The sequence below is a fragment of the Nonomuraea sp. NPDC052634 genome (genome assembly GCF_040678535.1).
Classification (GTDB): domain Bacteria; phylum Actinomycetota; class Actinomycetes; order Streptosporangiales; family Streptosporangiaceae; genus Nonomuraea; species Nonomuraea fastidiosa.
The window spans coordinates 210,270-234,877 of the sequence record NZ_JBFATY010000004.1 but is presented as its reverse complement, the minus strand read 5'-3'; the positions used below and the strand labels follow the sequence as shown (position 1 = coordinate 234,877).

At 70.1% G+C, this 24,608-nt stretch carries 21 protein-coding genes, 1 tRNA gene and 2 pseudogenes; 14 read left to right on the top strand and 10 right to left on the bottom strand.

Annotation, left to right across the window (positions count from 1 at the left end):
* Nucleotides 1-54: 54 nt before the first annotated feature.
* Nucleotides 55-513, bottom strand: coding sequence for a RidA family protein (locus AB0K67_RS20290; protein ID WP_364062044.1), 459 nt, complete (start codon nucleotides 511-513; stop codon nucleotides 55-57).
* Nucleotides 510-665 carry a hypothetical protein gene (locus AB0K67_RS20285; RefSeq protein WP_364062041.1) on the bottom strand — a complete coding sequence of 52 codons (156 nt, stop codon included), beginning with the start codon at nucleotides 663-665 and terminating at the stop codon, nucleotides 510-512. The genes AB0K67_RS20290 and AB0K67_RS20285 overlap by 4 nt, the downstream gene beginning before the upstream one ends.
* 106 nt (nucleotides 666-771) lie before the next feature.
* Here AB0K67_RS20285 and AB0K67_RS20280 point away from each other — a divergent pair, with 106 nt between their 5' ends.
* A complete protein-coding gene (locus AB0K67_RS20280; RefSeq protein WP_364062038.1) occupies nucleotides 772-1,743 on the top strand; it encodes an ArsA-related P-loop ATPase in 972 nt (323 codons plus the stop codon).
* Nucleotides 1,740-2,867, top strand: a complete 1,128-nt coding sequence (locus AB0K67_RS20275) for an ArsA family ATPase (RefSeq protein ID WP_364062035.1) — start codon at nucleotides 1,740-1,742, stop codon at nucleotides 2,865-2,867. Before AB0K67_RS20280 ends, AB0K67_RS20275 begins: the two co-directional genes overlap by 4 nt.
* A gap of 48 nt (nucleotides 2,868-2,915) precedes the next feature.
* Here the strand turns inward: AB0K67_RS20275 and AB0K67_RS20270 are convergent, their stop codons facing one another.
* Nucleotides 2,916-3,212, bottom strand: coding sequence for a WhiB family transcriptional regulator (locus AB0K67_RS20270; protein WP_364062032.1), 297 nt, complete (start codon nucleotides 3,210-3,212; stop codon nucleotides 2,916-2,918).
* Between the two features lie 243 nt (nucleotides 3,213-3,455).
* Here AB0K67_RS20270 and AB0K67_RS20265 point away from each other — a divergent pair, with 243 nt between their 5' ends.
* A complete protein-coding gene (locus AB0K67_RS20265; protein WP_364062030.1) occupies nucleotides 3,456-5,738 on the top strand; it encodes a transglycosylase domain-containing protein in 2,283 nt (760 codons plus the stop codon).
* A gap of 324 nt (nucleotides 5,739-6,062) precedes the next feature.
* On the opposite strand, the gene AB0K67_RS20260 is transcribed toward AB0K67_RS20265, so the two are convergent.
* Nucleotides 6,063-6,521: a GatB/YqeY domain-containing protein gene (locus AB0K67_RS20260; protein WP_364062027.1), complete on the bottom strand. Its 459-nt coding sequence runs from the start codon at nucleotides 6,519-6,521 to the stop codon at nucleotides 6,063-6,065.
* A gap of 109 nt (nucleotides 6,522-6,630) precedes the next feature.
* On the opposite strand from AB0K67_RS20260, the gene AB0K67_RS20255 reads away from it, so the two are divergent.
* The 7 genes from AB0K67_RS20255 to AB0K67_RS20225 all read left to right on the top strand — a co-directional run bounded on the left by AB0K67_RS20255 (nucleotide 6,631) and on the right by AB0K67_RS20225 (nucleotide 12,380).
* Nucleotides 6,631-7,494: a metallophosphoesterase gene (locus AB0K67_RS20255; protein ID WP_364063233.1), complete on the top strand. Its 864-nt coding sequence runs from the start codon at nucleotides 6,631-6,633 to the stop codon at nucleotides 7,492-7,494.
* 65 nt (nucleotides 7,495-7,559) lie between these two features.
* Nucleotides 7,560-7,633 (top strand) — tRNA-Pro (locus AB0K67_RS20250).
* 548 nt (nucleotides 7,634-8,181) lie between these two features.
* Nucleotides 8,182-8,955, top strand: a complete 774-nt coding sequence (locus tag AB0K67_RS20245) for an MBL fold metallo-hydrolase (RefSeq protein WP_364062024.1) — start codon at nucleotides 8,182-8,184, stop codon at nucleotides 8,953-8,955.
* A 404-nt stretch (nucleotides 8,956-9,359) separates the two neighbouring features.
* On the top strand, nucleotides 9,360-9,971 hold the full coding sequence (locus AB0K67_RS20240; protein ID WP_364062021.1) for a hypothetical protein: 612 nt from the start codon (nucleotides 9,360-9,362) through the stop codon (nucleotides 9,969-9,971).
* Between the two features lie 240 nt (nucleotides 9,972-10,211).
* Nucleotides 10,212-10,718 carry a SigE family RNA polymerase sigma factor gene (locus AB0K67_RS20235; protein ID WP_364062018.1) on the top strand — a complete coding sequence of 169 codons (507 nt, stop codon included), beginning with the start codon at nucleotides 10,212-10,214 and terminating at the stop codon, nucleotides 10,716-10,718.
* The gene (locus AB0K67_RS20230; RefSeq protein ID WP_364062015.1) at nucleotides 10,715-11,557 is read left to right on the top strand and encodes a hypothetical protein; all 843 of its coding nucleotides are present in this window, start codon (nucleotides 10,715-10,717) and stop codon (nucleotides 11,555-11,557) included. Before AB0K67_RS20235 ends, AB0K67_RS20230 begins: the two co-directional genes overlap by 4 nt.
* Nucleotides 11,558-11,909: 352 nt before the next feature.
* Nucleotides 11,910-12,380, top strand: a complete 471-nt coding sequence (locus AB0K67_RS20225) for a lamin tail domain-containing protein (RefSeq protein WP_364062012.1) — start codon at nucleotides 11,910-11,912, stop codon at nucleotides 12,378-12,380.
* Between the two features lie 70 nt (nucleotides 12,381-12,450).
* Here the strand turns inward: AB0K67_RS20225 and AB0K67_RS20220 are convergent, their stop codons facing one another.
* From AB0K67_RS20220 to AB0K67_RS20205, 4 genes are all read right to left on the bottom strand, one after another.
* Nucleotides 12,451-13,143, bottom strand: a complete 693-nt coding sequence (locus AB0K67_RS20220) for a hypothetical protein (protein ID WP_364062009.1) — start codon at nucleotides 13,141-13,143, stop codon at nucleotides 12,451-12,453.
* Between the two features lie 111 nt (nucleotides 13,144-13,254).
* Nucleotides 13,255-13,911 (bottom strand): response regulator transcription factor, encoded by a 657-nt coding sequence (locus AB0K67_RS20215; RefSeq protein ID WP_364062006.1) that lies wholly within the window; start codon nucleotides 13,909-13,911, stop codon nucleotides 13,255-13,257.
* On the bottom strand, nucleotides 13,908-15,128 hold the full coding sequence (locus tag AB0K67_RS20210; protein ID WP_364062003.1) for a sensor histidine kinase: 1,221 nt from the start codon (nucleotides 15,126-15,128) through the stop codon (nucleotides 13,908-13,910). Before AB0K67_RS20210 ends, AB0K67_RS20215 begins: the two co-directional genes overlap by 4 nt.
* Before the next feature lie 43 nt (nucleotides 15,129-15,171).
* The gene (locus tag AB0K67_RS20205) at nucleotides 15,172-18,699 is read right to left on the bottom strand and encodes a serine/threonine-protein kinase (RefSeq protein WP_364062000.1); all 3,528 of its coding nucleotides are present in this window, start codon (nucleotides 18,697-18,699) and stop codon (nucleotides 15,172-15,174) included.
* A gap of 266 nt (nucleotides 18,700-18,965) precedes the next feature.
* Between AB0K67_RS20205 and AB0K67_RS20200 the strand changes: the two genes are divergently transcribed.
* The 3 genes and pseudogenes from AB0K67_RS20200 to AB0K67_RS20190 all read left to right on the top strand — a co-directional run.
* The gene (locus tag AB0K67_RS20200) at nucleotides 18,966-19,379 is read left to right on the top strand and encodes a protein kinase (protein WP_364063230.1); all 414 of its coding nucleotides are present in this window, start codon (nucleotides 18,966-18,968) and stop codon (nucleotides 19,377-19,379) included.
* 197 nt (nucleotides 19,380-19,576) lie between these two features.
* Nucleotides 19,577-19,813 (top strand): annotated as a pseudogene (locus AB0K67_RS20195) (serine/threonine protein kinase); the annotation flags it as partial.
* Nucleotides 19,814-19,939: 126 nt separating this feature from the next.
* Nucleotides 19,940-20,059, top strand: a pseudogene (locus AB0K67_RS20190) (hypothetical protein); the annotation flags it as partial.
* 110 nt (nucleotides 20,060-20,169) lie between these two features.
* Here AB0K67_RS20190 and AB0K67_RS20185 read toward each other — a convergent pair.
* Nucleotides 20,170-20,769: a dihydrofolate reductase family protein gene (locus AB0K67_RS20185; protein WP_364061997.1), complete on the bottom strand. Its 600-nt coding sequence runs from the start codon at nucleotides 20,767-20,769 to the stop codon at nucleotides 20,170-20,172.
* A 260-nt stretch (nucleotides 20,770-21,029) separates the two neighbouring features.
* Nucleotides 21,030-21,458, bottom strand: a complete 429-nt coding sequence (locus AB0K67_RS20180; RefSeq protein ID WP_364061994.1) for a hypothetical protein — start codon at nucleotides 21,456-21,458, stop codon at nucleotides 21,030-21,032.
* Between the two features lie 125 nt (nucleotides 21,459-21,583).
* Between AB0K67_RS20180 and AB0K67_RS20175 the strand changes: the two genes are divergently transcribed.
* Entirely contained in the window at nucleotides 21,584-24,589 is a 3,006-nt protein-coding gene (locus AB0K67_RS20175) for a GH92 family glycosyl hydrolase (RefSeq protein ID WP_364061991.1), read from the top strand.
* Nucleotides 24,590-24,608: the final 19 nt, after the last annotated feature.

The following is a 24,608-nucleotide window of genomic DNA, read 5'->3' as shown; positions in this document are numbered from 1 at the left end:
GCGGTCACATGACCTCCTCTAGAACTTCACTCGGTCATGGTGACATATGCCCATTCAGCCGACTTCGGCGATCAGCTCCACCTCGACGGGAGCGTCCAGCGGCAGCGCCGCCACGCCCACCGCGCTGCGCGCGTGCCTGCCCGCCTCGCCGAACACCTCCGCGAGCAGGTCGCTGGCGCCGTTGGCCACCTGCGGCTGATCCACGAAGTCCGGCGCGCTCGCCACGAACACCACGACCTTCACGATCCGCCGCACCCGCGACAGCTCACCCAGCTCGGCCTTCAGCGCGGCCAGGGCGTTGAGCACGCACTGGCGGGCCGCCGCCTTGCCCTCGTCCACGCCCAGGTCGGCGCCGAGCTTGCCGGTCTGGTGCAGCTTGCCCTCCAGGATCGGCACCTGGCCCGAGGTGTAGAGCAGGTCGCCGGTGCGCACGGTGGGCAGGTAGGAGCCGACCGGCGTGACGGGCGGCGGCAGCGTGTATCCGAGCTCCTCGAGCTTCTGCTCAGGCGTCACTGCTTCTCCCTCTTGAAGTAGGCGACGAGCTGCTCGGGATTGGCGCCCTGCACGATCTGGACGAGCTCCCAGCCGTCGGCGCCGAAGTTGTCGAGGATCATCTTGGTGTTGTGAATCAGCACGGGTGCTGTCAGGTACTCCCACTTCTTCATGGGGGCAGCTTATTGTGAGCAATCTCAAATGGTGGTCGCAGGCTTTCGACAAGTGACCGTTCGGTAGCCTCAAGTCGTGGACTCGACGGACACACATTGGGCCGACGTGCGGCTTCATGTCGTCACCGGCAAGGGCGGCACGGGCAAGACGACCGTCGCCGCCGCCCTCGCCCTCGCGCTGGCCTCGGGCGGCCGCAAGGTGCTGCTCGTCGAGGTGGAGGGCAGGCAGGGCATCGCCCAGATCTTCGACCTGCCGCCGCTGCCGTACGAGGAGCGCAGGATCGCCGTCGCGCCCTCCGGAGGCGACGTCTACGCGCTGGCCATCGATCCAGAAGAGGCCATGCTCGAGTACATGGAGATGTTCTACGGGATGCGACGGGCCGGCCGGGCGCTGACCAAGATGGGCATCGTCGACTTCGCCACCACCGTGGCCCCTGGCTTCCGCGACGTGCTGGTCACCGGCAAGACCAGCGAGGCCGTGCGCAGGCGCGGCAAGAACGGCCGCAGGGTCTACGACGCGGTCGTCATGGACGCGCCGCCCACCGGCCGCATCACCCGCTTCCTCAACGTCACCGAAGAGGTGGCCGGCCTGGCCAAGGTCGGGCCCATCAAGAACCACTCCGAGCTCGTCAAGGGCGTCGTGAAGTCCGCCGAGACGGCCGTGCACTTCGTCACCCTCCTGGAGGAGATGCCGGTCCAGGAGACCCTCGACGGCATCTCCGAGCTGCGCGCCGCCGGGCTGCCCGCGGGCGGCGTCTTCGTCAACATGGTGCGCGAGTCGCAGCTCCCCCAGCCCGTACTCGACGCCGCCGCCCAGGGCCGCTTCGACCCCGAGGAGCTGGTGCTCGGGCTCAAGGCCGCGGGTGTGGCCGACGGCGCGCAGGCCGGCGAGCTGGCCAGGGCGCTGGGCGAGGAGGTCGTCGAGCACGCGCACCGCACCGAGCTTGAGCGTGCCGAGCGCGAGACGCTGGCCGGAGCCGGGCTGCCCCGCTACGAGCTGCCGCTGCTCGCCGACGGCGTGGACTTGGCCGGCCTGTACGAGCTGGCAGAGAGCATGCGCACCCAGGGAGCAGCGTGAAAAAGCCCCCAGCACTCGACCTCGACGCCATCCTCGACGACCGGGGCACCAGGATCATCGTCTGCTGCGGCGCCGGCGGCGTGGGCAAGACCACGACCGCGGCGGCGCTCGGCCTGCGGGCCGCCGAGCGCGGCCGCCGCGTGGTCGTGCTGACCGTCGACCCGGCCAGGCGGCTGGCGCAGTCGATGGGGCTGACCGAGCTCGACAACACTCCGCGCCTGGTCAGCTCGCCCGAGGGCGGCGGCCAGCTCTACGCGATGATGCTCGACATGAAGCGTACGTTCGACGAGATCATCGAGGCGCACGCCGACCCTGAGCGGGCCCGCCAGATCCTGTCGAACCCCTTCTACCAGTCCCTGTCGTCCAGCTTCTCCGGCACCCAGGAGTACATGGCGATGGAGAAGCTGGGCCAGCTCCGCCGCTCGGACGAGTGGGACCTGATCATCGTCGACACGCCGCCGTCGCGGTCGGCGCTCGACTTCCTCGACGCGCCCGAGCGGCTCGGCCGGTTCCTCGACGGCCGCTTCATCCGGCTGCTGACCGCGCCTGCCAAAGCCGGAGGACGCAGTGCGTTCCGGCTGCTCAACGCCGGATTCGGGCTCATGGCGGGAGCGATGACCAAGCTGCTGGGCGCGCAGGTGATCAAGGACCTTCAGACGTTCGTCTCCGCGCTCGACGCCGTCTTCGGGGGGTTCAGGCAGCGGGCCGAGATGACGTACCGGCTGCTCCAGGCCCCTGGCACGGCCTTCCTCGTGGTCGCCGCGCCCGAGCGCGACGCGATGCGCGAGGCCTCCTACTTCGTGGAGCGCCTGGCCGAGGAGCGCATGCCACTGGCCGGTCTGGTGGTCAACCGGGTGCACGTCTCGCCCGCAGCCGGGCTTTCAGCCGCCCGCAGCGCCGCCGCCGCGGAGGACTTGGAGTCGAGGGGCGAGCACGAGCTCACCGCGGCCGTGCTGCGGCTGCACGCCGGGCGAATGCAGCTCGCCGCCCGCGAGAACCGCGAGCAGGAGCACTTCGTCTCGGCCCACCCCACGGTGCCCGTGGTGCAGGTCCGCGCCATGTCCGAGGACGTCCACGACCTGGCGGGGCTGCGCCAGATCGGGAACCTGCTGGCCACCGCATAGAAGTACGGCCGGCGGCGGCGCCGGCCGTACACGGTCGCCGGGCTGGGATCAGCCCGCGATCAGCTCATTGGTGCGTTCGTACTCGTTCTTGGCGGACTCGAGCAGGTCTCGCCACGAGGTGACGTCAGGGCGCCGTCGAAGCAGCGCGCGACGTTCCCGTTCGGTCATGCCGCCCCACACCCCGAACTCGATGCGGTTGTCCAGCGCATCGGCGAGGCACTCAGTGCGGACCGGGCAACCCCGGCAGATGAGCTTCGCCCTGTTCTGCGCGGCGCCCTGCACGAACAGGGCATCCGGATCCGCACCCTTACAGGCGGCACGGGAGGTCCAATCCGTGATCCACATTTTTCGACCCCACTCCCCTTAGGTGGTCAGTCGTCATTTGGGGCCGACGGGCGCGGGCGCCGAGCCTCCGTATTCAGTTGCCGCAGGGAGAACGTACGCAACCAGACGTTCGGGCCGACAGACCCCAGAGGACCAATTTCTCGCGGGTGATGTTGACCGGGAATGACTAGTCACCCCCGTCAGTCAAGGTGAAATGGTGTCCTGCTACCGATTCGGTCTGGGTTTCGACGTACTCTTAGAGACGTGCAAGCCCAGGGCAAACGTCGTTCCAACCCCATCCTCAGCGTCCTGCGCCTCCTCATCGCGGGCTCGGCGGCTGGGGTGCTCGCCGCCGCCGTGGCCCTTCCGGCGGTAGGCGGAGTGGGCATGTCGACCAAGACCGCAGTCGAGGGACTCAACCTCAAGCCCGAGGAACTCGACGAACCTCCTCTGCCGGAGCGCACCGAACTCTACGACGCGGACGGCAACAAGATCGCCCAGTTCTACTTCGAGAACCGGGAGTCCGTCACCCTCGACAAGGTCGCCCCGATCATGCGCGAAGCCCTGATCGCGATCGAGGACTTCCGTTTCTACCAGCACGGGCCGATCGATGTGGAGGGAACGGCCAGAGCACTGATGAAGAATCTCACCAGCGGCGGCGTCACGCAGGGTGGATCGTCGATCACCCAGCAGTACGTCAAGCAGGTGCTGGTCAACAAGGCCGAGACGCCTGAGGAGCAGGCGGCGGCCATCGCGCCCACGATCTCGCGCAAGCTGACCGAGCTGCGCTACGCCATGGCGATCGAGGAGAAGTACACCAAGGACCAGATCCTGGAGAAATACCTCAACATCGCCTACTTCGGTGCGGGCGCCCACGGCATCCAAGCCGCCGCCAAGAGGTTCTTCGACAAGCCGGCCTCCAAGCTCAACCTGACCGAGGCCGCCACGCTCGCCGGCGCCGTGCAGAACCCGGCGCGCACCGACCCCAACGTCAGCGCCGAGTCGCGGCAGCGCCTGCTGGAGCGGCGCAACATCGTGCTCGACCGGATGGCGGAGCTCGGCAAGATCACGCCGCAGGAGGCGGCGAAGGCCAAGAAGAAGAAACTGGGCTTCAAGGACGTCAAGGCGCCCGGCGGCTGCGAGGCCAGCAAATACCCGTACTTCTGCCTCTACGTCCAGTACGAGATCCTCAACAACGAGGACTTCGGCAAGAACCGCGAGGAGCGCAGGAAGCTGCTCCAGCGCGGCGGCCTGCAGATCAAGACCACGCTCGACCCCAAGATGCAGGCGGCCGCCGAGAAGGCGATCAGGAAGTACGTCAGCCCCAAGGACAAGCCCGTGGCCTCGCAGGCCATGGTCGTCCCCGGCACCGGCGAGATCAAGGCCATGGCCGCCTCGCGGAAGTTCGGCCGCAGCAAGAAGAAGAACGAGATGAGCTACAACATCGTGGCCGACGCCGCGCACGGCGGCGGCCACGGGTTCCAGCAGGGCTCGACGGCCAAGGTCTACACGCTGGCCGCCGCCCTGGAGGAAGGGCTCAAGTACGGCGACGGCTTCCCCTCGCCGGCCGGCTACAAGGCCCGTGGCTACAGCACGTTCAAGAACTGCAAGGGCCAGAACGTCGGCGACCCGTCCCACACCGTGCGCAACTCCAGCGAGGGCGGCGGCGGCTTCAAGACGCTGGAGACCGGCACCTGGGGCTCGGTCAACACGTTCTTCATGCGGCTGCAGGAGAAGGTCGGGCTCTGCGACGTCGTCAAGATGGCCAAGAAGCTCGGCGTCAAGCGGGCCGACGGGCAGAAGCTGTCGGAGGTCGAGACGTTCACGCTCGGCGTCAACGAGGTCGACCCCGTCACCATCGCCAGCTCCTACGCCGTCTTCGCCTCCCGCGGCAAGTACTGCAAGCCGCTCGCCATCACCGAGATCAAGGACCGCAACGGCAAGGTCAAGCAGTACAAGCCCAAGTGCAACCAGGTCCTCGAAGAGGAGGTCGCCGACGCCGTCAGCGGCATCCTGTCCGGGGTGTTCACCAAGGGCACGATGACCGAGGTCGGCGGCATCGGGCGCGACGCGGCCGGCAAGACCGGCACCACCGACAACTACATGTCGGCCTGGTTCTCCGGCTACACCCCCAACCTCGCCTCCGCCGTCAGCCTGGGCGACCCGCGCGGCACCTCGGCCCACAAGCTGATCGGCGTCACCATCGGCGGGCGCTACTACCCGTACGTGTACGGCTCGTCGATCTCCGGGCGCATCTGGAAGGACTCCATGATCCAGGCGCTCAAGGGGATCGAGCCGGCCGAGTTCAAGCCGGTCGACAAGTCGCGGTTCGGCGGGTGCACCGACCACTGCGCGCCCAAGCCGAAGAAAAAGAAGAAGGACGACGACGGCGGCAACCCGTTCGACTTCTTCGACCGCGACCAGTTCGGTGACGGGCCGCAGGACCGGGGCGACCGCGGGCGCGGCGGCTGGGGCGACAACGACCGTGGCCGCGGGCGCGCCGGCGACAACGGGCCGCCGTTCACCATGCCCGACGGCCGACGCTGAGAGTCTCTGAGACGCCCTGAGACGCTTTGAGGCCTCCTCCCTTCGCGGGTGGAGGCCTCAAAGCTGTTGAATGCCTACGAATGCCGCCTGACGGGCCGCTGGGGCGCAGAGAGGCGCCGGAGGCCGTACGGGGAGGCATGGGGACGCTCCGGGCGAACCAGAGCCGTACAGCGGGCCGTGGACCGGGACACCGTGCGGCGAGTTCCGTCACCCGGTACCGAACCCGCGAAGCCCGGGCCGCGTGCCGAAAGCCCGGTAGGACCGAAAGGAGCCCTGCCGAAAGGGGCCCTGAACCGAGACCGCGTACCAGAAGCCCCGTAGGCCCTACTTACCGGTGAGGCGGGCACGCACCAGGGCGGCCACCCTGCCACCCTCGGCCCGGCCGGCGACCTTCGGGTTGACCGCCTTCATGACCTGGCCCATGGCCTGCGGCCCCGAGGCGCCGGTCTCGGCGATGGCGGCGTCGACCAGCGCGGCGAGCTCCTCGTCGGACAGCTGCGCGGGAAGGTACTCCTCCAGCACCGCCTGCTCGGCCAGCTCGGCCTCGGCCTGCTCCGTGCGGCCCGCGTTGCGGAACGCCTCGGCGGCCTCGCGCCGCTTCTTCGCCTCCTTGGTCAGGACCTTGATGACCTCGTCGTCGGTCAGCTCCCTGGCCTCCTTGCCCGCGACCTCCTCGACGTTGATCGCGGCCAGGGCCATGCGGACCGTACGCAGACGTACCTCGTCCTTGCTCTTCAGCGAGGCCGTCAGGTCGGCCTTCAGCTTGTCCTTCAATGCGCTCATGCGCTTTATCTTGCCGCCTGCGCGGACCACCCCGTCGCCATCCGGACTCCGCTGGCCGGATGTCGGGCATCATGAAGGTGTGAGGAAAGCCGTCGCAGTGCCCCTGTCCATGCTCGGTCTCGGCCTGGCCGGGCTGGGCTACGCGTCCGTCGTCGAGCGCAACTGGTTCCGGCTGCGCCGCTTCGACGTGCCCGTTCTCGAGCGGGGGCAGCGTCCCGTACGCGTCCTGCACCTGTCCGACCTCCACCTGACGCCGCGCCGCACCATGCTGATCAACTGGGTGCGCTCGCTCGGCGCCCTGGAGCCCGACCTCGTGGTCAACACCGGCGACTCCATCGCGCACCCCGAGGCCGTTCCCGCGCTCCTGCACGCCCTGGAGCCCCTGCTGTCGCGTCCTGGCCTGTTCGTGTACGGCTCCAACGACCTCTACGCGCCGCAGCCGAAGAACCCGGCACGCTACCTGTGGCGCACCTCCAAGAACGACCGCCGCCAGCACACGCCCAACCTGCCCTGGGAGGAGCTGGGGGCCGGCATGGCCGCCGAAGGCTGGCTCGACATGAACAACACCACGGCCCGCATCAAGGTCGGCGACCTCGACGTGGCCGTGGCCGGCATCCACGACAGCCACATCAACCGCGACCGCTACGACCTCGTCGCCGGCCCGGCCCCCGCGGACGCCGACCTGCGCCTCGGCGTCATGCACTCGCCCGAGCCGCGCAACATGTCCCGCTTCGCCGCCGACGGCTACCAGCTCCTGCTGGCCGGCCACACGCACGGCGGCCAGCTCTGCATCCCGTTCTACGGCGCCCTGGTCACCAACTGCGGCATCGACCGCGCCCGCGTCAAGGGCCTCAGCCGCCACGACAACGCCTGGCTGCACGTCTCCGCCGGCCTCGGCACCTCCCCTTACGCCCCCGCCCGATTCGCCTGCTTCCCCGAGGCCACGCTGCTGACGCTCGTGCCCCGGAGATAAAGGCGGTCACAAGCACTTGGGAAGTCCGCTAGACTCTTACAAGCACGCACACGACGGGCGTGCACCGGGGTGTAGCGCAGCTTGGCAGCGCGCTTCGTTCGGGACGAAGAGGTCGTGGGTTCAAATCCCGCCACCCCGACACAGTTGCCGCAGGCAGAGGGTCTGATCCGCACAACGGGTCGGGCCCTTTTCCGTGTCTGGACGTCGATGGGTAGCGTCCTGGTGGCCAGGTCGCCGGAGAATGCGTCCAGCCACTCATCCACGTGATCCGCACGCAGCTGCCACAGCTTCGGCTTCCCCAACCTGGGGATGACGCGCGTCTCCGCGAGGATGCGCATCTAGGTGACGGTCCTTCCCGATGATGTCCACCCGGGGGTGGGATCAGGTCCGACCTGGCGCGATATCGGCTCCCTTATCGGTCGGCGATGAAGATCGCTATTGGACATGCGGAAACGAGGTCTGCTTCGCTGTCCGAACCGTCTTTCGAGAAAGCAGGTATTGGTTGATGCCGTCCCGTCGTACCGTGCTGGCCGCCGCCCTGCTACCGCTGGCGGGAGGCGCGCGCCCGGCATCAGCCGCGCCCAAGACCGCGCAGGACTATTACGACCGCGCGGCCAAGCTCGCCGGCGACGACCCCGTACTGAAGGCCCTGGTCAAGGCGCTCTCCCCGATCTCCAGATGCCGGCCGTGCAGCCTGTCAAGCCGTTCAAGATCTTCGACAACGTCGCGGTGGTCGGCACCACGTTCGTCCAGGCCATGGCGCTGCTCACCTCGAAGGGCGTCATCCTCATCGACGCGATGGGCTCACCGGACGACGCCAGAAAGATCATCATTCCCGGCCTGCGTGCCGTCGGCGTGAACCCCACCCACATCAAGTACGTGGTGGCCGCCCACGGTCACGACGACCACTTCGGCGGCGCACAGTACCTCGCGGACACGTACGGAGCCCGGGTCATGATGCACAAGGCCGACTGGGACCTCATCGCCAAAGAACGCCCTGAGCACGCCCCCAAGCGCGACCTCGAGATCACCGACGGCCAGAAGCTGACCCTCGGCGACGCCACGATCGTCTTCCACCACAGGCCGGGCCACACCCCCGGTACCGTCTCGCCCGTCTTCCCGGTCCGCTGGAAGGGCCGCCGCCACACCGCGATCCTGTGGGGCGGCACCAACCCGCCCGCCACGACGGCGGCCAAGCGAACGCACCTGTCCTCCGTACGTACGGCCGCCGTCGCGATGCGTAAGGCCGGCGTGGACGTCGAGCTGAACAACCACGGCGGCGCCGACTACGGCCTGACCCGCATCGAGCAACTCCGTGCGGGAGCCACGAAGAACCCCTTCATCATCGGCCCGGCCAGGACGCAGCGCTTCATGAAGGTCATGGAGACGATGCTGCGCGGCCGCATCCTCCAGGACCAGCAGAAGGCCGCGTCCGGCCGCTCAACACCCACCTGCTGCTGACGCCGCTCATTCAGCGGAAAACCACCGCGTCACCAAGCCGCTCAAGGAGGGAAAAGAGGCACGCCCCACACTTTCCGGACTTCCTCCCTCCCCTCAGGCCGGCGGACACTTCGAAAGACGAGATCGAGTCCGTCCTGGCCACACCGCGCACTCCGCCGCGCCCACCACGAGTACCCCGGTCGGCGTGCATGGGTATTCGATGGCTGGGCCAAGGGGGTGAACGATGAGGAGGATTTTCGTGTTCGCCTTTTGGGCGCTCCTTTTAGCGCTCCTCATCGCGATATTCGTAGGGATCGTCATGAACGGAGTCGAGAAGCCTCCGTGGCCGCCGAGCGGTCTATGAGACTCCTGCTGCTGAGCCGGCCGGTTCGTGAGTGCACTGAGCGGATGTGACGTCAGGTGCGGTGTCCGGTGACCTCTGCGGCGCCCTCTGGAATCATGAAGCGAAAGGCAGCATGACCGAGGGAGGGCATGTGGCCGGGCGTAGCCATTCATACGACTACGGCGGGTCGTCCGGGTCCGGATGCCTGGTCTTCCTCCTGGCGATAAGCGCCGTCCTCGGCTACTTCATCGTCAGCTCGGACCCGACCGACGGGTTGGATTACGCGTCCGGCGATGCACCGGTGGAAATGAAGAGGGCGCTCTGCTACTCCGACTCCGGTCCCTGCCCACCGCCCGGCTTCAAATGGACCGTGCCCGCTTCAGGCGTCATCCGGACCCGGTTCGAACGCGAGGACATCCACGACCGGACGAAACTACGAGGCTGGTTCCGCCTGGATGCGCGCCTCTTCATCGAGGAGCAGCAAGAGGTCCGGGACTGTCCGGCCGTGGTGGACTGGTCATTACTGGTGGACGGCAAAGCCATAGCGCAGGGCACGGTCACGGCGGGCAGCGGAGACCACGAGGTCACCGGCACTCCGCCGCGCGACGCCCGATTCGTGCGGCTCACCGCGCGGCGTACCGACTCCTTACCCTGTCGCGGCACCTTCCAGTGGATCTCCGCGGGCCTGGACTGACGGCCGTCCTCCCAGGCGTGGCCTCCAGCTGAGGACGGCGGTGGCTTCAGATCTCGACCAGGTGCTCGGGGACATGGCCCGCGCCGGCTCCTCCCTGCCGGCATCGAGACGTCCCGCCGCCGCTTCGGCGCCTGACTTCCGCATCCGCACCTTGGAGCAGCCCCGCCGCAAGGGTTGTTCGCCGGTACGCCATAGGTCCGGTGAAGCGTCGCGTCTTAGGAGGCGAACCGAGGAGATGTGTTGAACAACGAGCAGAAACGCGACTTCGCAGACTTCGTAGCGGCTCGATCGGACAGCCTCATCAGGCTCGCCTACGTCCTCACCGGCGACCAGGCCACGGCCGAGGACCTGCTCCAAACCGCGCTGACCAAGACCACGAGCCGCTGGAACAAGATCCGTGACAACCCCGAGGCGTACGTGCGGAAGGTCATGTACCACGAACAGGTCAGCCGCTGGCGAAGTCCCCGCTGGGGCAGGGAGAAATTGGTGGACTCGCCCCCTGAGCGGATGGCGAGTGACCGTACGGCCGAGGTAGACGACCATCTTGCCCTGCAGCAGGCCCTGCGCGCGCTGCCACCGCGCAAGCGCGCCGTGCTGGTGCTGCGCTACTACGAGGATCTCCCGGAATCCGAGGTCGCCACGATCATGGGCTGCTCGGTGGGAACCGTACGCAGCCAGACCCATCAAGCCATCACCCGGCTCCGCGAGCTGGTCCGCAAGCCCGTCATGCTGGAGGCCTGGAAATGAACGTCGATGAGAAGACCATCGCCGCTGAGCTGCGGCGGCTGGCGGACGCCTCCCGTCCCGTGAACGAGCAGGCCATGGTGGCGCGGGCCGTCGCAGGGGCGAGACGCCGCCGCCTGACCTGGTCGCTGGCCGCGAGCGCGGTCGCCGTCGCCGCCGGCGCGCTGATCGCGGTCCCGCTCACCCTGGGCACGACCACGGCGACTCCTGCGAGCGGTCCCGCCGGCCTGCCGGCCAACACCTCCGCGCAGCTCCAGTCCGTACGGGACTGCATGCCGCTGGGAGGGCCGGTGGACGGCATGGACACCCGCAAGCGATACCCGGCGGACGCCGACGTCAAGGACTTCCGCGAGCTGGTGGTGTACCGCGACGACGTCGGCTCGACCGCGCTCGTCGGCAGCGAGACCGGCTTCGTCCTCTGCACGCCGCAGAAGGACAAGGAAGCGTTCCCCAGCTCCCCCGTCTTCACGCCGTGGGGGTCCGCCCTGCCCGGCGACCTCGACGCGGGCGTCTCCGGGCCGCTGACCGTGGACGCGTACACGACGGAGACCGACTCCAACGCCATGTCGGACGACGACCAGAGCGGCGGCCGCTACCGCGTCGTGGCGGGGCGCGTGGCGCGGGAGGTGACCCGCGTCGAGATCGACTGGGCGGACGGCAGGCGCACGGACGCCGCGGTGGCCGGCGGCTTCTTCATCGGGCGGGTGCCCGCGCGCGTGAACGCGGACGGCAAGCACCTCGACACCCCCGCCGTGACCGTGACCGCGTACGACCAGACGGGCGAGGTCATCGACCGCAGGGCAGAGGTACCGTACGCACCTCTCGGTCCGGTATCACGCTGAACCACCGCCCAGGTGACGACCTGAAGCGCATCCGCCCTCTTTCAGGGAGGGCGGCTTGCCCCGGACCGTCCCGGCCAGGCTCGGCATCATCTCCCACAGGGGTCGGGGCGGGGAGCGATCCGGACACGGGCGAGATCCTCGGGCATGAAGACGATCTTCCAGGGCCCCAGGGGCATGGTCGCAGGATCACCTGGGCGGATGGCGGCCGATCAACGCGACATTGTCCCGTCCGCTCCTCGACTCAGAGTCAGGACGCGCATGGGACATCAAACCGATACGGAACGGTCCATTCCTTTCTCAGCAACATCAATAGGATCGTTCCATTCCATCTCACTCCCCAGGAGGCGTCCCTGTGAGTGTTCGATCTCTGCTGACCGCCGCCCTGTTATCCGCGTCCGTCGTCGCCGTCGCGCAGCCGGCGTACGCCGCCGCGCCTGCCGTCAAGATCACAAAGATTCACTACGACTCGCCCGGCTCGCCGGACAACGGCGGGAACCGTAGCCTGAACGGCGAGTACGTCCAGATCAGGAACATGACGAAGAAGGCCGTCAACCTCGCGGGCTGGACCATCCGCGACGCGACCCGGCGGCCGGACCACGTCTACACGTTCGGCAAGTTCGTCCTGAAGCCCGGCAAGACGGTCACCCTGCGCACCGGCAAGGGCACGAACACCAGCACCACCCGCTACTGGGGCAGGAGCGGCGGCACCCTCGCCTACATCTGGAACCAGGTCAGCGACACCGCCTACCTGCGGAACCCGGCCGGGAAGCTGATCGACTCCTGCTCGTACAACTCGTCGCGGCAGGACTACAAGATCTGCTGAGCCCGTTCCACATGTAGGGAGCCGACCGCCGTTCTGGAGGGGGACGGCGGTCCGGCATGCGCGGTCCCGATCAGCGCGTACGGACGACGGCCAGTACGGCCATCAGGGCGAAGACCGCGCCCACGAGCAGCGCCGAGGCGACCCCGACGAGCAGCGGCGGGAGGAAGAGGGAGCCCGCCGCGCAGGCCGCGCCGAGAGCCGTCAGCGCCAGGCCGCCCTCGCGGTGCGACCGCTGCCAGGCCGCGATCAGCCTGCCGATCGAGCCGTCCGGCACGGCATCGGACGAGCCCATCGCGGGCAGCGCGCGTCCCAGGATGATCAGTACGATCCCGAGCGCCACCCCCATCACCCGCTCCACCGGGATGTCGTATCCCGCCTCCTTGGCCAGCGCTACGGCTTGGAGCGTCACAAGCAGCAGGGGCAGGACGACGAAGAGCACGTTCAGAGCCCGCGCCTGCGCGTGCGGCGGGGCGATGAGCAAGGGAGGGAAGTGACGGGCCAGCCTGCGCTGGACGATCAACCCCACGGGCGTGAGCGCGGCGACGATGAGCAGCCCCGCGGGCAGGGCGCCGGCCATGACGAGCCGCGGCACCGTGGCGCCCGCGCGGGTATCGGTGGCCTCGCGGGTGACGATGTGTTCGGGCAGGGAGTCCCACAGCGCCCAGGCGATCGCGATCATGGCGAGGAAACCGGCGGTGGAGACGATGACGCCGGCCCATGGCGGGCGCACCGCACGGGGGCCGGCGGGCTCGTGGTGCTGCATGCGAGCACCGTAGATCGCGGGGTTCGAACGCGGCATCCACCGCGCGACATGGATCAGGTCATGTCCTGACGGCCGGGCGGGCATGACCGGAGTCATGGCACCGCCGTACGCCTATCGGTGCCGGGTGACCCAGACCGCGAGCTGGGTCCGGTCGCGCAGGCCGAGCTTGCGCAGGCAGCTCGAGATGTGGTTCTTGGCGGTGCCCTCGGTGATGTGGAGGCGGCGCGCGATCTCCCTGTTCGTGGCGCCCGAGCCGACCAGCAGGGCGATCTCGTACTCGCGGCCGGTCAGCCCGCAGGGCGGCTCATCCGGTGAGGGTCCGGTACGGGGGACGGCGCCCTCGCGTACGGCCGCGACCAGGCGTTCCGTAGCGGCACCGCCCAGCACGGTCTCGCCGCGCGCCACCCGCCTGATCGCCGACACCAGTTCGTCGGGCGGGGTGTCCTTGAGCAGGTGTCCCTTGGCCCCTGCCCGCAGGCCGCCGAAGATGTAGTCGTCATCGTCGAACGTCGTCAGGATCACCGGCGCGATGTCCGGATACTCCGTACGCAGCCGCGAGACCAGCTCGACCCCGTCCATGACGGGCATGCGGGCGTCCACGAGCGCCACGTGGGGGTGCTCGGCGGGCGGGGTACGCGACAGCAGCGCGAGCGCGTCCGCGCCGTTCTGCGCGGATCCGGCCACCTCGATGCCCGGCTCGATCTCCAGCAGCTTGCGCAGGCCCTCCCGCATCAGGACCTGGTCGTCCACCAGCAGCACCCGGATCACGTCGGCGTACTCCCCATCTCGGTCGCTCGCACCGGCACCACGGCCTGGAGGGTGAAGCCGGCGCCGGGCTCGCTGCGCACGTCCAGGGTGCCGCCGATCGACTCCAGGCGTTCCCGCAGGCCGCGCAGCCCGAAGCCGCTTTCCGTCGTGTCCGGTTCGGCTCCTTCGCCGTCGTCGGAGACCGTCACCCGCACCCGCTCGGGTGTGCCGTCGAGTGCGACCGCGACGTGCCCGGCCTTGGCGTGACGCAGCGCGTTGGTCAGGCCCTCCTGGATGACGCGGTAGCAGGCGAGCACGCGCTCCTCGTCCAGGTCCGGCCAGGTGCCCGTCACGGTGAACGCCACGTCGGTGCCGTACGACCGCGCGAGGGCGCGCAGGGCTTCGACGCCCGTACGGCCCTCCATGCGCAGCGGCCTGAGCGCGCGCACCCAGCGGCGGGTCTCGGCCAGGGCCTCCAGGGTCAGCTCCTTGGCCTGGCGCACCTCGTCCCAGGCGGCCTCGGGGCGCGCGGTGCGGAAGCGCTCGGCGTTCGCGAGGCCCATGTTGATGACCGTCAGGTAGTGGCCGACCGAGTCGTGCATGTCCCTGGCCATCCTGGCGCGTTCCTCGGCGATGGCGAGGTCACGCGTACGGGCGGCGTAGCGCCGCAGCTCGGCGTGCGCCTCCTCCAGGTCGGCCAGGAGCCGCCGGGTCTCCTCGGCCCGGCGCTGGGACTCGATCATCGCGGCCACCACGACCATGATGATCAGACCGAGGAGCAGCACCAGCACTCCGTCGATCACGGCCCCGAGCGCCGACCTTCCGGGGTTGAGCAGGCCGAGTACGACGCCGAACAGCGCGGCCGTCGCCACGTACCCGATGCTGCCGCGCCGCCCGAACACGATCAGCGCGTTGCCGACCGCCACGCTCACGATCAGCGGCGCCACGATGCCGCCGGCGGGAAGGAGCAGCAGGCTCGCGGCCAGGAACGCCACGGTGACCGCCCTGCGCGGCGGCGCCGGCCGCCGCCGCCACGGCAGCAGCGGCCAGAGCACGCAGATCAGCGGCAGCGCACCGGCGCCGGCCAGTGGGAACGCCTTCGCCAGAGGCCAGCCGAACTCGTCCAGCCTCCACAGCGCACCCGCGACCGTCACGGCGCTGATGAACGCGGAACCCCAGAAGAACACGCTGAGCACCAGAGGAGGGCGGTCATCGGTGAAGCCCGCCCAGCGGCTCATCTCCCGTAAGGACCCGGCGCCCGGCACAAAGCGAGCCTAACCGTCAGCACGTGCGACGGTAGGGGACCTCCGGGATGTGCCGCGCCCATTCGGCCTCGGTCAGGCCGCCGCCCGCCCGGGCGCACACGGCCGCCGTCACCTCGGCCTCGTCGAGCCGCAGCGTACGGATCGAGCTGTCGGCGCCGACCGTGGTGATCGACTTGCCGTCCGGGGAGAAGGAGAGCGCGAGCGCCTCATGTCGGTGCCGGTCGATGGGCAGCCCGACCGGGCGGTGGTCGGCGGCGTCCCACAGGCGCAGGGTGCTGTCGGCGCTCACGGTGGCGATCATCGATTCGTCCGGGGAGAACGCGGCCGCGTACGCCGGCATGGTGTGGCCCGCGAGCGGCGGGTTCACCGGCGTGCGGCGCTCCATGTCCCACACCCAGACGCGGGCGTCCACCTCGGGGCCGATCTGGGTGGCGCAGGCGCACTCGTTCTCGCCGCGCACGATGAGCAGCCTGCCGTCGCGGCTGAACGCCAGCGGCTCGCTGCTGTGCTCGCGCGCCATCGGGTTGCCCGGCTTGCGCACGGCCGCGGGCGACGCGGCGGAGGAGTCACCCGAGCCGACCTCCCACAAACGGGTCTCGGTGGGACTGCCGAGCGCCACGACGTGCCCGTTCGGGTCCCATTCGACGACCGTCGCCAGGAGCTCGCCGGGGGTGCCCGCCTGTGCGACGGTGCGCAGGGTGTCGGCGTCGAGGATCATCACGCGCCAGTCGCTGGTGGCGATCGCCAGGCGCCGGCCGTCCGGGCTGAACGCCACGGAGAGCACTTCGCTCACGCTGTCCGGATCCTTCGGCAGGGCCCGCGTGCGTTTTTCCTTCGCCGTCGCCACGTCGATCAGGGACACGGTGAGCAGGTCGCGGGCGGTGGCGATGGTCGTGCCGTCGGGTGAGAAGGCGAGCGGCGGCCTGGTGATGGTGGTGGCGTTGAGCCCCTGCCACTGCACGTTCCATTTGCCCTTGATGTCGCCGCCGTGCTGCCGGCGGGTGGCCGGATCCCACAACCGGATGGCGTCCCCGGTGATGGTCGCCAGTGTGCGGCCGTCAGGGCTGAAGACCGCGCCTCGGACCAGGCCGTTCGGCGTTCCAGCCGCGGTGAGCAGCGACGACGGGCGGGTGAACCACCCGACGTCGAGCATGCGTACGCTGCCGTCGAGCCCGCCCACCATGAGGGTGTCGCCACCGTCGCGGAACACCAGATGAGTGGGCGCGAAGCCGGGATAGGAGAACTGCCTGAGCGCCGTCATGCTCTTGACGTCCCAGAGCTGCACCGCCCAATTGGAGGCGGTGGCGAGCACCGTCCCCGTCGGATCGAAGACGGGCAGCACCAGACCGCCGTCGCCGGATGGGCCCATGTGCTCGGGCAGGGTGCCGACTTTGGGCGGCGTGTCGCCGCTGATGCTCGCGACCGCGACGGTCTCGCCCGTGGCCACGCCGATGAGAGTTCCCGTCTTGTTCATGGCGGCCGGCACCGGGCCGTTGAGCTCCTCCACTTTCTGCTTGGAAAGGTCGATGACCGCGACGTCCTCGCGAGTGGCGCCCACCCGGGTGACCCGTACCTTGCTGCCCTTGATCGCCGCCTCCAGGTGCGGCGACCGCACCTCGGTCAGGCTCGGCAGGTCGTACGTACGGCCGTCGCCGTCCACGAGGTAGCGGCCCTGCCAGCCGAGGCTCATGGTCTTTGCGGGCGGATCGAGCCGCTCGCCGGCCTCGGCGTTCCACACCTGGGTCTCCCCCTCGCGGATCGGCTTGATCAGCAGGACGCCGCCGTCGGCGCTCAGCTGGAGCTCGGAGTCCTCGGGGTTCACGCCTTCGACGCGGAACGTCCGCTTGAGCGTCCCCTTCACGGTGTCCCAGATCTGCACCTCCTGGCCGAGGAGAACTGCCTCGGTGCCGCCGTCCCCGCTGAAGGCGTGCACGTCCACGCTCGGCGGGCTGAACACCTTCGTCTCGGTCTGGGTGGACGAGGCGAGCAGCGCGGAGCGGGTTTCGACGCGGGGCGCCATCGCGTACGCGGCCACGCTCAGCTTCATCGCGGTGGCCGGGTCGGACTGGCGCAGGTCGTTCGCGCGGGTGGCGACGTTGAGCGCGACGGCCTCGTCACGCCGCTTGTCGGCCTCGACGCGGCGCTCCTCGGCGATGGCGCGCTGGGTCTGCGCCACCCCGGCGAGCGCCAGCGAGATCGCGAGCATCGTGGCGAGCGTGATGACGGTGGCGCGACGCCGCCTCGCGCGCCTGCCCGCCGCGCGCATGCTCGCGTCCAGGAAACGCTTCTCGCGCACGTTGAGCGTGATGTACGGGTGCGGCTCGGCCGCCCAGCGCGTGGCCGCGTCGAGTGAGGAGCCGCCGAGCAGGTCGCCGTCCTTATGGCCGTTGGCCTCCCACTCACGGGCCGCCTCGCTGATCCGCAGGTGCACGGCGTGGCCTGGCCTCTCGGCGGCGAGCCAGCCGCGCAGCCGCGGCCAGCCGTGGACCAGGGCCGCGCTCGCCGGGCGCATCGATCCGCCCTCGCGTACGAGCAGGCCGCGCTCCACCAGCCTGTCGAGTGCCGGCATCGGGCCCAGGTCGGCGAGGTCCACCGTGCGCGGCTCGCCGTCGGCGCCGTACAGCCGCAGCATGGCCAGGGGCAGCGCGGCCTGCTCGTCCTCGCTGAGCGACAGGTAGAGGTCCTCGGCGATCTCCCCCAGCTCAGGGGTACGCTGCTCCAGCCCGGCGGGCGGCTCGACCACGCCCGCGGAGCCGAAGCCGACCAGCGAGAGCAGCAGGTCGGGCGCGGGCGGCCGCTCGTCCGGGTCTTTGGACAGCGCCTTGGCCACCAGCGGGCGCAGCGAGTCGGGCACGCCGTCGAGGTCGGGCTCGGCGGTCAGGGCCTCGTGTATGGTCGCCGCCATGTTGTTCCGCTGGAACAGCACCCGCCCCGTCGCGGCGAACACCATGATCATGCCCCAGGCGTAGACGTCGGCGGCCGGGCGCGGGGTGGTTTCGCCGCGGAACAGCTCCGGGGCCATGTACGCGGGCGTCCCCGCCAGGCCGCTGGTCATCGTCGACGACGCCTCAAGGACGCGCGCGATGCCGAAGTCGATGACGCGCGGGCCGTCCGGCGCGAGCAGCACGTTCTCGGGCTTCAGGTCGCGGTGCACGACGCCGGCGCCGTGGATGGCGGCCATCGCGGTGGCGATGCCGATGGCGAGCCGGTGCAGCGCGTCCCCCTCGTACGGGCCCGCCTGCGCCACCGCCGCGCGCAGGCTGGGACCGTCGACGAACTCGCTGACGATGTACGGCCGCTCGGCGTCGAGATCGACCTCAAGGATCTTGGCGGTCGAGAAGGACGAGACCCGCCGCGCCGCCGCCACCTCCTTGGCCGGTGGGCGGCGTATGCCTCCCGGATGCAGCACTTTGATCGCCACCCGCACGCCCGCCGGGTCGTACGCCTCGTACACGACCCCCTGGCCGCCCGCGCCGACGCGGCGGGCCAGCGCGTACGCACCGATGTGGGTCGGATCGTCGTGGGTGAGCGGCGTCAGACTCATGCGGTCTCCCGGGCAAGCGTGATCATTTCGTCTGACGCGACCGCACCGCCGTTGGTTCGGAAACCCCGATTCCGCCGGGGATTCGGACCACCCGCGCGGGTCTCGCGGACGCTCCGCAATCCCGGGCGCCCGTACGCTGGAGCAGGTCGGCCCTTACCAGGTGGTGCGCAAGCTGGGCGGCGGCGGCATGGGCGAGGTCCACCTCGGGCGCTCGCCCGGCGGGCGGGACGTCGCGCTGAAGGTGGTGCGCCCCGAGCTGGCCGACGATCCCGACTTCCGGCGGCGCCCGCGCTCTCGACGCCACCTCGTACACGCGCACCTCCACCGTCCTCGGCACCGCCGCGTACATGTCCCCCGAACAGGTGACGGCTCTGCCCGTGGGGCCGGCCGCCGACGTGTTCTCGCTGGGCTGCGTGCTGGCGTACGCGGCGACCGGGCGCAGCCCGTTCGGCGAGGGCCCGCCGTGGGCGATCACCCACCGCATCGTGTACGAGGAGCCCGACCTGTCCGGCGTGCCCGAGCCGCTGGTCAAGCTGATCGCCTCCTGCCTGGAGAAGAACCCGGACGCCCGGCCGGAGCTCGACCACGTCCTGGAGGTCTGCCGCCCGCTCAGCCCGAAGACGAGCCGGAAGGCCCGACTCCCTCGGGAAGCCCGGCCCCGGCGGACCCGGCGGCCCTGACCACCCCGGCGAGCCAGGGCGGGCACGGCGGCGGCCCCGGGCGGACGCTGCGCGAGACCCTCGTCGAGTCTCCGCACGCTTCCACGAAAGCCGATCCCGCGAAGCGCGGCAGGGGAGCGCTGTTCGCGCTGGGCGCCGCCCTCGGGGTCGCCGCGCTGCTCGCCGGTCCGTGCCCGTACGGCATCTGCCTGTACGACGTGCGCAGCGGCCGCCGTGTCCGGACCATGCCCGGGCACCCCGCCGCAATCGAGGACCTGGCTTTCAGCCGTGACGGCAAGCTGCTGGCCGGCGCGAGCGGGGACAGGACCGTCCGGCTGTGGGACCCCGCCACGGGAGAACACGTCAAGACGCTGACCGGGCACCTCGGCAACGTGCACGCGGTGGCGTTCACCCCCGACGGGGAGTCCCTGGTGACCGCCGGTGATGTGACGGTCCGCAGGTGGAATGTGGTGCCCGGCACCATGATGACCGAGCTTTACCCGCAGGCGAACGAGGAGATGTACGGGGCCGCCTTCTCCCCCGACGGCACCACGTACGCGGCCGGGACGGCGTCCGGCGAGGTGTTCGTCTGGGACGCCACGACGAACGGGCTCCGCTTCACCCTGCGCGGGCACGACGCCACCGTGCACGACATCGCCTACAGCCCGGACGGATCGATGATCGCCACCGCCGGCAACGACGACTTCGTCATGCTGCGGATCGACCGAGTTCGCCTTCTCCGGCGCCTTCCGCCGCGAGTACGGCGTCTCGCCGAGCCACTACCGCCGCGCTCAGATCCACCCGGGGCTCGCTACGACATGCGCTCCTTGACGTCGTCGTACCCGACGGTGCCGGGCGAGGGGGCGGGCGCGTACAGGAGGTTCAGCACGCCGGTCGTGAACGTCTCGGACGACACCAGCCGCAGCGGCACCGGCTCGCCCTCGTCGAACAGCCGCATCCCCTTGCGCACGGCGATGGGGTGGACCATCAGGTGCAGCTCGTCGAGCAGCCCGGCGGCGAGCAGCTGGCGGACGACCGAGACGGAGCCGCTCATCCCGATGGGACCGCCCGGCTCGTTCTTCAGCGCGGTGACGGCCTCGACGAGGTCGCCCTGCAGCAGCTCGCTGTTGCGCCAGGTGAACTCCAGCCGCTGCCGGGACACGACGATCTTGCGGGCGTCGCCGAGCACCTTGGCGAAGGAGGCGTCCACGTCGCCCGCTTCCTCGCGCGCCGGCCAGGCCCCCGCGAAGCTGTCGTACGTCTTGCGCCCCAGCAGGAGCGTGTCCGCCTTGCTCAGCCCCGCGTAGACGGCCGCGCCCATCTCTTCGTTGAAGTACGGGAAGTGCCACTGGTCGGGCGCCTCCACGACGCCGTCGAGCGAGATGAACAGCTGCGCGGTGATCTTCCGCATATCGGCCTCCTTCAGGAAGTTCCCGGTGTGTGCCGATATGGACCACGCGGGCCGCCAAAACTCATCGGTCGAAGCTCATCGGCCGAACTCATCGGTACGCACGGGCTCGTGTCCATCGGTACGCACAGGCGCGCATCGCGCGGGCCCCGCCGCCCGCATCAGCCAAGGCGGGCGGCGGGCCGGCGCCGCGGGACGCTACTTGTCTCCGGACGACGACGGTTCGGGCGACGACGAGGACGAGGAAAGGACGAGGACGAGCCCTACTTCTCGCCGCCCGGCTTCTCGCCTTCCGGTTTCCCACCGTCCGACTTCCCGTCGTCAGCCTTCTCGCCATCCGGCTTTCCGCCGTCCGATTTCCCGCCGTCCGATTTCCCGTCATCCGACTTCTCGGCATCCGACTTCTCGGCGGACGGCGTTGCGGTGGGTGAGGCTGTGGCCGTGGGAGTGGCCGTCGTGGAGGGTGCCGTGCCGGCTGCGGGTGAGGGGCCGTCGGCCGTCACATACGCCAGCACGCCGATCGCCACGAACACCACCGACAGCACGGCGGCGGAGCCGTAACCGATCTTCCGTCTGAGACGCCGGCGCTGCTCACGCCGCTTCGCTTCCTCGCGCCGCATCGCGGCCCGCCTGCGCTTCGCCTTTCTCTCTGACATGGGCTGCTCCCGAGGTACGGTCTCGGCCGTCACCATAGAAGGCACCGTGTAATGCGGATCTAAGACTCGGAAGATGCCAGATAACGCCCCGAAGTTGAAGATTTCTCCGGTCTTACAAGGGCGTTCACCGTGTGGTTAAGGTGGAGCAGTGTGATCACGAGGTGTTCTCTCCCCGTTCGTGGCTCGCCACGGCGTTAGCAGGTGCCGTCCTGGCCACCGGGCTCGCCGTGCCGGCCGACGCAGCAAGCACCCCCTCCCAGCCTCCGAAGGTCACCGACCCCGTCGCGTACGTCGATCCGCTGATCGGCTCGGCCGGGGGCGGCAACACCTATCCCGGGGCCGTCGTGCCGTTCGGGATGATCTCGTGGAGCCCGACCAACACGGCGGGCGACCAGACGAACGCCGCCGGCTCCAACGGCTACTCCTACAACACGCCGCGCGTACGCGGGTTCGCGCTGACGCACGTCAACGGCGCGGGCTGCCACCCCGGGGCGGCGGGCGACGTGCCGATCATGCCGTTCGCCGGCGAGGTGACCTCGTCGCCGACGGCCGACACGACCGACGCGGTCTACGCGAGCTCGTTCGACCACGCCGACGAGAAGGCCGTGCCCGGCCGGTACACGGTCACGCTCGACTCCGGTGTGAAGACCGACCTCGCGGTCACCACCCGGGCCGGGATCGGCGAGTTCACGTTCCCGAAGGGCTCGCCGGCGAACCTGCTGTTCCGGGTGTCCAACTCGCTGAACGGCAGCGAGGACGCCGAGATCACGATCGACCCGAAGGCGCGTACGGTGACCGGCTCGGTCCTCACCGGCGCCTTCTGCGGCCGCCGCGCCAACGGCGGCGAGAACAACCGCAAGAGCTACTACCGCCTGCATTTCGTGGCCGCGTTCGACCGCGCGTTCTCCGGCCAGGGCACGTGGGTGAACGGCGAGCTGCGCAAGGGCGCGAAGACCGCCTCGGGCGGCGAGGGCTACGCGACGGGCGCCGACCGTGCGGGCCGTGGCTCCGGCGGGTACGTCAGCTTCGACACCTCAACGGACGCCGGCGTGCGGATGCGGATCGGCATCTCGTACACGAGCCTCGACGCCGCCCGCCGCAACCTGGACGCGGAGATCTCGCGCCGCGACGACGTGGACGCGGTGGCCGCCAGGGCGCGCCGCGCCTGGAACGACGCGCTGCGCTCGATCGAGGTGACGGGCGGCACGCCCGACCTGCTGACCACGTTCTACACCGCGATGTACCACGCCTACCTGCAGCCGAACGTCACCAGCGACGTGGGCGGCACCTACCTGGGCAGCGACGGCGAGGTGCACCGCCTGGCCAAGGGCCAGAAGGTCCAGTACGGCAACTTCTCCGGCTGGGACCAGTACCGCGCGCACACCCAGCTCCTCGCCCTGCTCGAACCGCAGGTGGCCGGCGACTACGCCCAGTCGCTGTACAACCTGGCCAGGCAGAACGGCGGCGTCTGGGACCGCTGGGTGCACATCAACGGCCCCACGCACGTCATGACCGGCGACCCGTCGGCGCCCGCGCTGGCCGGGTTCTACGCGCTCGGCGTGCGCAACTTCGACGTGCGCGGCGCGTTCGACTCGCTGTACAAGCAGGCGACGGTGCCGCACGAGTCGGGCCTGTCGGACAAGGGCTGCCCGGGACAGTGCGAGGGCCAGCGGCCGAACCTGGCCGAGTACCTGCGCCTGCACTACGCCCCGCAGGACACCTGCCACTGCTGGGGCGGCGCGGCGGAGACGCTGGAGGACGCGACCGCCGACTTCGCGCTCGCCGACTGGGCCGCCCGGCTCGGCCGCCGCAAGGAGCGCGACGTGCTGCTGCCGAGGGCGAGCTGGTGGCGCAGCACGTTCAACCCGTCGGCCGGGGCCGAGGGCGGCTACCAGCAGGCGCGCAAGGCCGACGGAAGCTGGGTGTGGCCGTTCTCACCGACCTCGGAGACCGGGTTCGCGCAGGGCACGAGCGCGACGTACACGTGGATGGTGCAGCACGACGTGTCAGGACTGGCCGCCGCGATGGGCGGCAGGCAGGCGGCGGCCGCGCGGCTGGATGCGTTCTTCCACAAGCCCGACGGCTCGTGGGCGACGGGCGGCGACGGCTTCCGCTACGACCCGACCAACGAGCCCGGCATCCACGTGCCGTGGCTGTACAACGCGCTCGGGCAGCCGTGGAAGACCCAGGAGACCGTGCGCGCGATGGCGTCGCTGGTCTACAAGACCGGCCCGAGCGGCCTGCCGGGCAATGACGACCTCGGCACGATGTCGGCCTGGTACGTCTTCGCCGCGCTCGGCATGTATCCGCAGACGCCCAGCAGGGCCGAGATGCTGCTGTCCAGCCCGATGTTCCCGAAGGCGCGCATCAAGCGCGGCGACGGCCGCACGATCACGGTGAACGCGCCGCAGGCCGGCCCCGACGCGATCTACGTGCAGAGCGTCAGGCTGAACGGCAAGCCGTACGGCAAGTCGTGGCTGCCCGAGTCGCTGCTGCTCAAGGGCGGCGAGGTGACGGTGAACGTGGGCACGACGCCGAACAAGGAGTGGGCGACCGCGGAGTCCGACCTGCCCGTTGACCACGTGGAGCCGGCGCGGGAGCCGATCCCGAACCTGCCCGAGGCGTGCGAGCCGGTCGGCGACGGCTGCGCGCAGCGGCTGCAGTACGACGTGGACGGCGTCGCCACCACCGACGCGCGCGACCAGGGCGACCTGGACGGCAAGGGCTGGAGCTTCCCCGCCGAGCAGCTTCCCGAGCCCGGCGTGCGCGACGGCTTCCTCATCCCCGAGACCAAGGGGACGGCGGGCAACTTCCACAGCCTGCGCGGGCAGCGCACCTACCTCACGCCCGGCCGCTACAGCGCGCTCGACCTGCTGGTCACGGCGGTCAACGGGGACCAGCAGACGGAGCTGACGATCGCGTACGCGGACGGCACCACCTCCACGGCACCGCTGAAGGTGACGGACTGGGCGGCCTCGTCGGCGCACTTCGGCGAGGAGCCCGCGCTGACCGCAGACACCCGCTACAACGTCAATGGCACGGCCGACGGCCGCAAGGTGACGATCTGGCGGGTCTCGGTGCCGGTGGACGCCTCCCGCGAGGCGGTCTCGTTCACCAGCACGGCGGTGCCCAATCTGAAGGTCTTCGCGCTCACCGCACGCGGCTGAAGCAAGCGCGGCCGGGCGT

What these genes read in the sequence shown, in the direction of transcription:
- AB0K67_RS20255 (WP_364063233.1), top strand. Translation starts at nt 6,631, where the DNA reads ATGCTCGGTCTCGGCCTGGCCGGGCTGGGCTACGCGTCCGTCGTCGAG.
- AB0K67_RS20230 (WP_364062015.1), top strand. Translation starts at nt 10,715, where the DNA reads ATGAACGTCGATGAGAAGACCATCGCCGCTGAGCTGCGGCGGCTGGCG.
- AB0K67_RS20185 (WP_364061997.1), bottom strand. Translation starts at nt 20,769, where the DNA reads ATGCGGAAGATCACCGCGCAGCTGTTCATCTCGCTCGACGGCGTCGTG.
- AB0K67_RS20180 (WP_364061994.1), bottom strand. Translation starts at nt 21,458, where the DNA reads ATGGTGACGGCCGAGACCGTACCTCGGGAGCAGCCCATGTCAGAGAGA.
- AB0K67_RS20270 (WP_364062032.1), bottom strand. Translation starts at nt 3,212, where the DNA reads ATGTGGATCACGGATTGGACCTCCCGTGCCGCCTGTAAGGGTGCGGAT.
- AB0K67_RS20220 (WP_364062009.1), bottom strand. Translation starts at nt 13,143, where the DNA reads ATGCAGCACCACGAGCCCGCCGGCCCCCGTGCGGTGCGCCCGCCATGG.
- AB0K67_RS20260 (WP_364062027.1), bottom strand. Translation starts at nt 6,521, where the DNA reads ATGAGCGCATTGAAGGACAAGCTGAAGGCCGACCTGACGGCCTCGCTG.
- AB0K67_RS20205 (WP_364062000.1), bottom strand. Translation starts at nt 18,699, where the DNA reads ATGAGTCTGACGCCGCTCACCCACGACGATCCGACCCACATCGGTGCG.
- AB0K67_RS20285 (WP_364062041.1), bottom strand. Translation starts at nt 665, where the DNA reads ATGAAGAAGTGGGAGTACCTGACAGCACCCGTGCTGATTCACAACACC.
- AB0K67_RS20210 (WP_364062003.1), bottom strand. Translation starts at nt 15,128, where the DNA reads ATGAGCCGCTGGGCGGGCTTCACCGATGACCGCCCTCCTCTGGTGCTC.